Here is a 930-nt window from a genome sequence, read left to right on the forward strand (position 1 = left end):
GCTGTGGATGGGTGAGTGGTCGATGGGCTAAGGGGTGGTATTCTGGTACTAATTTGATTTGACGGCGAATTAAGGTGAGTTCATTGCCTTGACGTTCTTCTTTAGCTGATGTTTTTAATACTGAATAATTGAGCAAATTCTCAAATTGTTGTTGAAGATCCTTGGGTAAGTTATTTTGGTTATAGAATCGTTTTTCATAAATGATAAATTGTCGATCAGTTCCTTCATGTTGATCAATTTCAGGGTGTCCAGTGAGTTCAAACCAGTATCCTACTTGTGCATCTCGTACTGTGGTTTGGGCTTTAAAGTATTTGGCTTGTTTTTCTTGGTAGTCAGTTAGGTTGTGCTTGAGTTTTTCAAGTTGTGAAGAACCTGAAGCGGTAGCCTGATCCGCTCCGGTCAGGTCTGTAGTCCATGTGGGACTTATGTGCCATGCCTGTTCTAAGCTTAAACTTTCGTTACTTTGTTGATCGCTATGCTGATGGGCGCTCAATATGCTACCACTACCATCATCTTGAGTGAGGGCATCCGCTTGCCAGCGTTGTACGTAGGTGGCTGTCGATTGTAGTTGGCGATGCGCGGTAAAGCGGGTCATGCTGTCAAAATATTCAGTCGCATGACTGCGGTGAAATCGGATCACCCCACGATTCAGTACGGTAAATGAGGCTTGGTGGTCTATCAGGCGTAGGTGCTGGGGAGCAAGTTCGTGTGAGGGATGTGTAACGATGGGCTGTGCTTCATCAATCAACCAGTTGATTCCTTCGCTGCGCCACAAACGTGTCAGAAAGTCGTAATCTGATTCGTTGATCTGCATGCTCAAAGGTCGAATATCGTAGTTTTGATTGAGGCCTTTTAGATCAAGGGTTAAACTGGCGGCAAATAAGGCACTTTTATTTTGCCATTCTTTAAACAGTATCTCTGTGATTTCAA

General features: G+C 44.0%; 1 protein-coding gene. It reads right to left on the reverse strand.

Annotated elements, in window-relative coordinates; genetic code table 11:
* A partial coding sequence (locus tag IAE19_RS16445) for a phage late control D family protein (protein ID WP_200461974.1) occupies window positions 1–930 on the reverse strand: 930 nt, incomplete at both ends.

It is taken from the genome of Acinetobacter sp. S40 (assembly GCF_016624705.1).
Classification (GTDB): Bacteria; Pseudomonadota; Gammaproteobacteria; order Pseudomonadales; family Moraxellaceae; genus Acinetobacter.